At 45.0% G+C, this 8,702-nt stretch carries 11 protein-coding genes; 2 read left to right on the top strand and 9 right to left on the bottom strand.

Annotation, left to right across the window (positions count from 1 at the left end):
* Window positions 1-153: 153 nt before the first annotated feature.
* From fusA to fkpA, 8 genes are all read right to left on the bottom strand, one after another.
* On the bottom strand, window positions 154-2,250 hold the full coding sequence (gene fusA / locus BCT81_RS22225; protein ID WP_102425870.1) for an elongation factor G: 2,097 nt from the start codon (window positions 2,248-2,250) through the stop codon (window positions 154-156).
* Between the two features lie 143 nt (window positions 2,251-2,393).
* Window positions 2,394-2,864: a 30S ribosomal protein S7 gene (gene rpsG, locus BCT81_RS22220; RefSeq protein WP_004737195.1), complete on the bottom strand. Its 471-nt coding sequence runs from the start codon at window positions 2,862-2,864 to the stop codon at window positions 2,394-2,396.
* Window positions 2,865-2,971: 107 nt separating this feature from the next.
* Window positions 2,972-3,346 (bottom strand): 30S ribosomal protein S12, encoded by a 375-nt coding sequence (gene rpsL, locus BCT81_RS22215; protein WP_004737194.1) that lies wholly within the window; start codon window positions 3,344-3,346, stop codon window positions 2,972-2,974.
* A gap of 182 nt (window positions 3,347-3,528) precedes the next feature.
* The gene (gene tusB / locus BCT81_RS22210) at window positions 3,529-3,804 is read right to left on the bottom strand and encodes a sulfurtransferase complex subunit TusB (protein ID WP_102425869.1); all 276 of its coding nucleotides are present in this window, start codon (window positions 3,802-3,804) and stop codon (window positions 3,529-3,531) included.
* 8 nt (window positions 3,805-3,812) lie between these two features.
* On the bottom strand, window positions 3,813-4,169 hold the full coding sequence (gene tusC, locus BCT81_RS22205; RefSeq protein ID WP_102425868.1) for a sulfurtransferase complex subunit TusC: 357 nt from the start codon (window positions 4,167-4,169) through the stop codon (window positions 3,813-3,815).
* Window positions 4,166-4,555, bottom strand: a complete 390-nt coding sequence (gene tusD, locus BCT81_RS22200) for a sulfurtransferase complex subunit TusD (protein WP_102425867.1) — start codon at window positions 4,553-4,555, stop codon at window positions 4,166-4,168. The genes tusC and tusD overlap by 4 nt, the downstream gene beginning before the upstream one ends.
* Entirely contained in the window at window positions 4,549-5,274 is a 726-nt protein-coding gene (locus BCT81_RS22195) for a transcriptional regulator (protein WP_004737190.1), read from the bottom strand. Before BCT81_RS22195 ends, tusD begins: the two co-directional genes overlap by 7 nt.
* A gap of 205 nt (window positions 5,275-5,479) precedes the next feature.
* Complete coding sequence (gene fkpA, locus BCT81_RS22190) at window positions 5,480-6,256, bottom strand: FKBP-type peptidyl-prolyl cis-trans isomerase (RefSeq protein ID WP_102425866.1); 777 nt, start codon at window positions 6,254-6,256, stop codon at window positions 5,480-5,482.
* A gap of 131 nt (window positions 6,257-6,387) precedes the next feature.
* Between fkpA and BCT81_RS22185 the strand changes: the two genes are divergently transcribed.
* A complete protein-coding gene (locus BCT81_RS22185; RefSeq protein ID WP_102425865.1) occupies window positions 6,388-7,365 on the top strand; it encodes a PQQ-binding-like beta-propeller repeat protein in 978 nt (325 codons plus the stop codon).
* A gap of 5 nt (window positions 7,366-7,370) precedes the next feature.
* Window positions 7,371-7,598: a SlyX family protein gene (locus BCT81_RS22180; protein ID WP_004737187.1), complete on the top strand. Its 228-nt coding sequence runs from the start codon at window positions 7,371-7,373 to the stop codon at window positions 7,596-7,598.
* Between the two features lie 115 nt (window positions 7,599-7,713).
* On the opposite strand, the gene BCT81_RS22175 is transcribed toward BCT81_RS22180, so the two are convergent.
* Entirely contained in the window at window positions 7,714-8,679 is a 966-nt protein-coding gene (locus BCT81_RS22175) for an isoaspartyl peptidase/L-asparaginase (RefSeq protein WP_102425864.1), read from the bottom strand.
* Between the last annotated feature and the right edge of the window lie 23 nt (window positions 8,680-8,702).

Genomic DNA, 8,702 nt, shown 5'->3' with positions numbered 1-8,702 from the left:
AGACACAATCGTGTTCCTTCCTAGTTATGATTCGCCACGTTCATTATTGAGCGAGACGCGCCAGAAATTGCTATTTTATGCGCCAACTCTCGTTAGCGCAATATTTGGACGCATTAGATCTTTCAAAAATTGAAAAAAATGCGTTCCTTTTGTTTAACCACGCTCTGCAATGATTGCTTTTGCAACATTGTTAGGCACTTCAGCGTACTCACTAAACTCCATAGAGTAAGAAGCACGACCTTGTGTCGCAGAACGTAAATCAGTTGAGTAACCGAACATGACAGACAACGGAACTTGTGCACGAATTATCTTCAGGCCAGCTGTCCCCTCGTCCATACCTTCGATGATGCCGCGACGACGGTTAATATCGCCAACAACGTCACCCATCCAGTCTTCTGGAGTAGTCACTTCAACTTTCATCATAGGCTCAAGCAGAACTGGTTGCGCTTCAAGTGCACCCGCTCTGAAAGCCATAGAGGCAGCGATTGTAAACGCCATCTCACTTGAATCTGTTTCATGGTAAGAACCATCATATAGTGTAGCTTTGATATCCAGAACTGGATAGCCAGCAAGCACACCATTGTTCATCTGTTCTTCAACGCCTTTAGCTACTGAAGCGATAAACTCTTTTGGTACTGTACCATCGGCAATTTCATCCACGAAGACAAAGCCTTCGCCAACTTCTGATGGTTCCAGTTTCAGCCATACATGACCGTACTGACCTTTACCACCGTGTTCACGGATAAATTTACCTTCCGCTTTCGCTGTACCACGAATTGTTTCACGGTAAGCCACTTGCGGGTTACCAACGTTGCAGTTCACGCTAAATTCGCGCTTCATACGGTCAACGATGATATCTAAGTGTAGTTCACCCATACCAGAAATCAGTGTCTGGCCTGTCTCGTCATCCATATCGACGCGGAACGATGGGTCTTCTGCCGCTAATTTACTTAGCGCGATAGTCATTTTATCTTGATCGGCTTGTGAGCTTGGCTCTACAACGATCTGAATAACTGGGTCTGGGAATTCCATGCGCTCTAGAACAATCTTATGGTTCTGGTCACACAGAGTTTCACCAGTGGTTACATCTTTTAGGCCGATAATAGCCGCGATGTCACCTGCTCGTACTTCTTTTACTTCTTCACGCTTGTTTGAGTGCATTTGTACAATGCGACCTAAACGTTCACGTTGTTTCTTCACAGAGTTGTAAGCTGTTTTGCCGCTTTCAACAACACCAGAATAAACACGGATGAAAGTTAGAGTACCAACGAATGGGTCTGTTGCGATCTTGAATGCTAGCGCTGAGAACGGTTCTTTGTCGTCCGCGTGACGCTCTGCTTCATTCTCATCTTCATCGATGCCCTTAATTGCAGGTACATCAACTGGAGAAGGAAGGAAATCAACCACTGCATCTAGAACAGCTTGTACACCTTTGTTTTTGAATGCACTACCACAAGTTGCTAGTACGATTTCATTGTTAAGGGTACGAGTACGAAGACCTTGTTTGATTTCAGCTTCTGTCAGCTCACCTTCTTCAAGGTACTTATCCATTAGCTCTTCAGAGGCTTCTGCCGCTGCTTCAACAAGTTCTGTACGATATTCTTCAGCCATTTCTTGCATGTCTGCTGGAATGTCTTCGTACGTAAAAGTCATGCCCTGGTCAGCTTCATTCCAGTTGATTGCCTTCATCTTGATAAGATCGACAACACCTTGGAAGTTTTCTTCAGCGCCAATGTTCAGTTGAATCGGAACAGGAGTCGCGCCTAGGCGGTCCTTGATCTGCTCGATAACGCGCAAGAAGTCTGCGCCAGTACGGTCCATTTTGTTAACGAAAACCATACGAGGAACTTGGTACTTATCAGCTTGACGCCAAACTGTCTCTGATTGAGGCTCAACACCAGATGAACCACAGAACACAACAACGGCACCATCAAGTACACGTAGAGAACGTTCTACTTCGATAGTGAAGTCAACGTGTCCAGGAGTGTCGATGATGTTGATACGGTGATCTGGGAATTGCGCTTCCATACCACGCCAGAACGTAGTGGTTGCTGCTGAAGTGATCGTAATACCGCGCTCTTGCTCTTGCTCCATCCAGTCCATGGTTGCTGCACCATCGTGAACTTCGCCGATTTTGTGAGAAAGACCGGTATAGAACAGAATACGTTCACTTGTGGTTGTTTTACCTGCATCTACGTGAGCAACGATACCAATGTTACGGTACTGCTCAATAGGAGTTTTACGAGCCACGGTTGAATCCTCTTATTAGAGACTTAGGGACTATTGCTATACCTAGGATTAAAAATTGCCTGCCCTAGAAATAGCAATAGTTCCTAGCATAAGCATAGGAACTAAAGAAGTGCTGCAAGGAACCTTGCAGCACTAAAAAGGTATTACCAACGGTAATGTGCGAACGCTTTGTTTGCGTCAGCCATGCGGTGAACGTCTTCACGTTTCTTAACCGCAGTACCTTTGTTCTCAGACGCGTCTAGCATTTCAGCAGCTAGGCGTTGAGCCATAGATTTTTCACCACGCTTACGCGCAGCTTCAACTACCCAACGCATAGCAAGTGCGTTACGGCGAACCGGACGAACTTCTACAGGTACTTGGTAAGTTGAACCACCTACACGGCGAGATTTAACTTCTACCGCTGGGCGAACATTTTCAAGAGCTTCTTCAAATACAGCTAAGTGGTCTTTACCAGACTTCTCAGCCATTGCATCTAGTGCAGTGTAAACAATTTTCTCTGCAGTAGATTTCTTTCCGTCAACCATTAGGATGTTAACGAATTTTGCCAGCAGTTCAGATTTGAACTTTGGATCTGGAAGGATCTTACGCTGACCTATTACGCGACGACGTGGCATGGATATTCTCCGTTGTCTTCTTCAGGTTTTTTCCAAAACTTTTCAGAATAATAAATAAAATAGTGTTTGGCCTTACTTAACGATTTCTTTTTAAAAAAGAGAATCAATTAAGACTTAGGACGTTTCACACCGTACTTAGAACGACCTTGTTTACGGTCATTAACGCCAGCACAGTCAAGTGCGCCGCGAACAGTGTGGTAACGAACACCCGGAAGGTCTTTTACACGACCGCCACGGATTAGTACAACACTGTGCTCTTGTAGGTTGTGGCCTTCACCGCCGATGTACGAAGTTACTTCGAAACCGTTAGTTAGACGTACACGACATACTTTACGTAGTGCCGAGTTAGGTTTTTTAGGTGTAGTAGTGTAAACACGAGTACATACACCACGTTTTTGTGGGCACGCTTCTAGTGCAGGCACGTTGCTTTTAACAACTTGCTTTACACGAGGTTTGCGAACCAACTGGTTAATAGTTGCCATTAACTAGCTCCTGAAATTTACTTGAAAGTAAGCTTTGTGAAAAATCTATCCCTAACTACATGTCGCAATTAGGGACGCAAAATTCTATTCAGCAGTGGGATGTGTGTCAAGAAATATACAGATCTTTTTTAGCCGTCTAGAGCTCAGGATGGTCTAGTTTTGACCAAACTGATAGAACACAGCTACCAAGTGACTGATTTGTCGTTTAAAACCGTCAATTCAACAAAGCCATCAAAGCCTATTTGCGGGATGGCTTCAGCGGCCAACTGTTGTAGGCCGCGACTCTCTAAATCGGGTTTTAATACCGACATGTGCTCGACTGCACTGATTTGAGTGAATAACTCATGATTTGGAAGGCAAACATACACTGCATCTTCAACTAACAAGAATTGATCCTGTGGTTGAGAGTAGACGAGTGCAAGTTTTAGTTTATCCGCTGTTTTAACAATATGAAGCATAGCGATTCCTAGAAAGTCAGTATCTGTTGGCACTGAGCTAACGTCTGCGCTAACTCATCAGCTTCAGCGACGGTGACATCAATCAACAAGTCATCAGCGGAAAGACCAAACTGACTCAGGCTTCGCTTACAAACGTACACCTGTTCAATGTCGTACAGATCCATCAACTTAAACGCCGAGATGTAGTCACGGGAGAGTGTCTGTTCAGGCTGCTGTGCTTTAAGAAGTTGTGTCACACCATCACCAACAAAAAACACGGCGATATCTTCACTATAAGCGGAGGCAGCTAATAACGCGTCTAACCCTTCCCTACCCGCAGCGGTAGTATGAGGAAAGCTATTAAATACAAAGGCTAATTTTCTCAAAACTGTACCACTCTGTCTTGCGTGAGTAGCGCTTCCGATAAGCTGCCTAAACCAGCCTGTGTGAATCCAGTAGCTAAGTTAGAGCCACTCAACTGATGCTGTTCTGCTTCTTCAGAACTGATGATGCCACGTCTTAGTGCCGCCGCAACACAGGTCTCAAGACTTACATTATGTTCATCTGCCAATTTCTGCCAAGCAGCAGCCAGATCAAACTCATCATTAGCTGGCACGGTAAGGTCAGAGCCGTTACTTACGCCGTCTTGATAAAAGAATACACTGTGGAGTTTGTGGCCCTGTTGAAGCAGAGCCACGGCAAACTGGTAAGCACTTCTTGCTGACTGTGAACCGTAGAGAGGCCCATTAACTAGGAGTGTATAGCTTAACAACCCTCTTCATCCTCTGTTTTACGCTGACGGATATATAGGTATACGGTATGCTTAGAAATATTCAATCGCTCAGCAACACGGTTAATCGCATCTTTGATATCAAAAATACCTTTGTCGTACAGCTCCATCACGATTTGACGGTTCTTGGTATTGTTCGATACTGATTTGTCGGCATTGATCTCTTCAATGGTGCGCTCAACCGTTTGGTCAACAAGTTCTTCAACGTCGCTTGCAAAGTTAACCGATGAGGCAGCTTCGTCTGCGTCTTGTGTCGGCATGAAAGATTGCAGCACTTGTGAGAAAGGCGCATCTAGGTTCACGTTAATACACAGCAGGCCAATCACTCGGTCTTCACCATTTCGGATAGCCACAGTGATCGACTTCATCAACACGCCGCCTTTAGCACGGGTGAAGTATGAGCGTGAGAAGTTACGTTTAGAACCTTCGATATCTTTTAGCATTTTCAGTGCAAGGTCAGTAATTGGCGAGCCAACCTGACGCCCGGTATTCTCACCGTTAGCAATTTTAATCGCAGAGGTGTTGAGGTCTTCTAAAGAGTGCAGAACGATCTCACAAAATGGGCCAATTAGACTCGCAATGCCGTCTACCACCGCTTCATAAGATCTTAGAATGATTTTATCGTGTTCACTGAATGGCATGACATTGACTGATTCCATTTCAAGTAACACATCTGCATTGACTGTTTCTGTAGTAGTCACTTATTCCTTACCTTCGTGTGAAAAATCAACAAATTTATGTAAGTTTATCAGAAAATTTTAATTGCACACCTAGCTAACATTGCAACTAGTGATTTAGAACAAGTTTAAAAATCAAATACTCATATTCGAATCATAAAAAAAGCCTAACATGAAGTTAGGCTTTTTAGTCAATCAGCGCTTTTTACAGCGGGATTTCTTTCAGCGATTACTGAGCAGCAGGTGCTTCAGCATTATCAATGCTAAGTAGTTCAACTTCGAATACTAGCGTTGAGTTAGCTGGGATAGTCGGTGTATCTTGCTCACCGTATGCTAGCTCTGGCGGGATTACGAATTTGTACTTAGAACCAACTTGCATTAGTTGTACGCCTTCAGTCCAGCCTGGTATTACGCGGTTTAGAGGGAATGTTGCTGGTTCGCCACGGTCGTAAGAACTGTCGAACTGAGTACCGTCAGTTAGTGTACCTTTGTAGTGTACTTGCACTGTATCTGTGTCTTTTGGAGAAGCGCCTTCACCTTGTGTCATTACTTGGTAAAGTAGGCCAGATTCAGTTTGCTTAACGCCTTCAGTTTTAGCGAATTCAGCACGGAAGTCATCACCTGCTTTCTTAGTTGCCGCTGATTTCTCTGCCGCTTGTGCTTGCATAGTTTCAGCAACACGCTTGTCTAGAGCTTCAAGCGCTGCACGAGTTTCTTCTTCGTTAAGTGCAGTTTTCTCTGCGAATACGTCTTCAATACCTTGAAGAACCATGTCTTTGTCTAGGTTAATGCCTAGCTCGCTTGGCTTATCAATGCTTGTGCTCAGGTAGTTAGCGAAAGATACGCCGATTGCGTATGCCGCTTTGTCATCTTCGGTTTTAAAGTTTACTGCTTCTACTTTAACTTCTTCTACTTGAGGTGCTTCTGCCTTTGGTTCTTCTTTCTGACAACCAACTGCTAGCATAACCGTTGCGGCAAGCAGTGATACTTTTAAAACTGATTTCATTGAATTCTCCAATTAATGGCCAAGCCATTGGTTATTGTGCACAAATCTAATGATTAGATTGGTGTGAATACGTTAGTTATAACAATATACTAGTCATATGTCTTTCGACACAAACCGGATTATTAGAAGTGATGCAAATATTTTTCCATTCCTTGCTATGTGCAATTGTCATCACCTTGTTAAATGGATGCTTTTTCTTTCAAGACGATGAGCAGCGTTGGGAAATTGAGCCCAGCGGCGCCACCAGCTTTGCTTTAAGCAGAGATGGACGCTTCGCCCTGCTCTACTCTCAGCAGAAACAATTGCTGCTTTGGGACCTTGCCGAAAACAAAGAGTTAGCCCAACTTGGCCCTCAAGATCAGTCCGAAAACCAAGTGTCGCGTATTCGAATCTCTGACAATGGCCGCTTTGCCATTACTGCCAGCCAAATGAACTTTGCCGTTTGGGACCTATCCTGGACCCAAGCTGAAGGACTATGGTCTATCTCTGACGGCTTGATTCGCGATGTTGATATCTCTAGCAATGGTGAAAAAGTACTGCTCGGTTTATCGAATGGTAAAGCCATCTATGTGGACTTAGTCACCGGACGCCGTCTGGAGTTCCTTGCTCATAAAGAAAAAGTTAATTCCGTCGCCCTTTCTTCGAACGGTCGCTATGCGCTTTCTGGTGGTAACGACTACAAAGCCTACCTGTGGGACACCGAAACTGGCTTAGTATTGCGCACCTTTGAACACGAACAAAGAGTCGTACGTGTCGCCTTACAACGGGATGGCGAATTAGCCTTTACCTCTGATGGTGGCAATCAAGCGATGATTTGGGATCTTAAAACGGGAGAACCTCAAGCTCAGCTACAGAGTTGGTCGAGACAACTGATATTCTCCAGTGCCCGCTTTTCCGATGATGGCAGCCTGTTAGTGACGGGAACTCCATCCAGCCAAGTGAGCGTTTGGAATACTCAGGATGGCAAACGACTTTCACGACACGATGCAGAGCCACTAAAAGATACTCGCCCTCCTCGTGCGGTAGTGTATGATGCAGCCTTTGATGATAAGAACCGTGTAATATCGGGCACCTCTGCGGGCATCGCCCAAGCTTGGAATGTGGATTAAGAACGATGACAGAAAAGCGAGTTGAACAGTTAGAAAGCCGTGTGAATGACTTAGAATGTCAGCTAGCTTTCCAAGAGCAAACCATTGAAGAACTTAATGAAGCGCTTAGCCAACAACAGATGTTGATCACTAAGATGCAAGACCAAATGAAATATGTAGTGGGTAAAGTGAAGAACATTGATGGTTCGAACTTAGCTGACGCATCTGAAGAGACGCCACCACCTCATTACTAATGTGCGCTGCCAATGAGCTACGACTTATTGGTCTGGTTGAAAAACAAAAGGCGACAGAGAATATCTGTCGCCTTTTATGTATCTGATTGGGAATTTGAGTTACACCGGAGCTTGGCTAGTCATCGGCATAGATCTTAACTTCCACTTGTCCTTCAGTATCAACGCTAGCACGGTACATGCCGGAACTGTTCATGCCGAAGTGAATATCACCTTGACCGTCAATCGCGATCAAACCACCTTCGCCACCCATGGTTTTCAGCTCTCCTTGGATGATGTGTTCACATGCGGTATGAACATCTTCTTTGAGATAACGCATGCGCGCAGCCACATCACTGGCGACCATTTTTCTTAAGAAAAACTCACCCATACCTGTGGTAGAAACCGCAACATTACCATTTTCAGCAATAGTGCCCGCGCCAATGATTGGAGAATCACCAACTCGGCCGTACTTCTTGTTTGTCACACCACCAGTACTGGTCGCTGCTGCCAAGTTGCCTGATTGGTCTAATGCCACAGCGCCAACCGTGCCGTACTTTTTGTCATCTGGATATTTCTCAGCTTGCTGTTCATCGTATTTCGCTTCAGACAGAGCAAATATGCCTTTTTCTTTCATCGATTGAAGCTGATCGTAACGACGTTCAGTGAAGAAGTAGTCTTGCTCAGTAAAGGTATAATCGTGTTCAAAGGCAAACTTCTCCGCCCCCTCCCCAATCAACAGTACATGGTCGCTTTTCAGCATCACATCGCGAGCTAATTCGATCGGGTTTTTAATATGGCGAACACCAGCAATAGCACCTGCATCCATTTCACGACCGTGCATCACAGACGCATCCATCTCCACAAACTCATCATGCGTAAGAACGGAGCCCTTACCGGCATTGAAATGTGGGCTGTCTTCCATCACCTTTACCGATGCCACTACCGCATCCAAAGCATCACCGCCCGATTGCAGCACTCGGTAACCCGCCAACACTGACTTCTCTAAAGCCTCAGTAATGCCCGCTTTTAGCTCATCACTCATTTGCTCTCGCAAAATGGTTCCAGCACCACCGTGAATGGCAATTGAAAAAGGTTGCGACATCTAAACTCTCCACTGACGTATTC

It is taken from the genome of Vibrio sp. 10N.261.52.A1, assembly GCF_002876325.1.
Taxonomy (GTDB): Bacteria; Pseudomonadota; Gammaproteobacteria; order Enterobacterales; family Vibrionaceae; genus Vibrio; species Vibrio chagasii.
This window is presented reverse-complemented; position numbering and strand designations above follow the sequence as displayed.

Coding starts and splice junctions, on each gene's coding strand:
- BCT81_RS22175 (WP_102425864.1), bottom strand. CDS start 8,679: ATGTCGCAACCTTTTTCAATTGCCATTCACGGTGGTGCTGGAACCATT.
- BCT81_RS22185 (WP_102425865.1), top strand. CDS start 6,388: ATGCAAATATTTTTCCATTCCTTGCTATGTGCAATTGTCATCACCTTG.
- rpsG (WP_004737195.1), bottom strand. CDS start 2,864: ATGCCACGTCGTCGCGTAATAGGTCAGCGTAAGATCCTTCCAGATCCA.
- tusB (WP_102425869.1), bottom strand. CDS start 3,804: ATGCTTCATATTGTTAAAACAGCGGATAAACTAAAACTTGCACTCGTC.
- fkpA (WP_102425866.1), bottom strand. CDS start 6,256: ATGAAATCAGTTTTAAAAGTATCACTGCTTGCCGCAACGGTTATGCTA.
- BCT81_RS22180 (WP_004737187.1), top strand. CDS start 7,371: ATGACAGAAAAGCGAGTTGAACAGTTAGAAAGCCGTGTGAATGACTTA.
- rpsL (WP_004737194.1), bottom strand. CDS start 3,346: ATGGCAACTATTAACCAGTTGGTTCGCAAACCTCGTGTAAAGCAAGTT.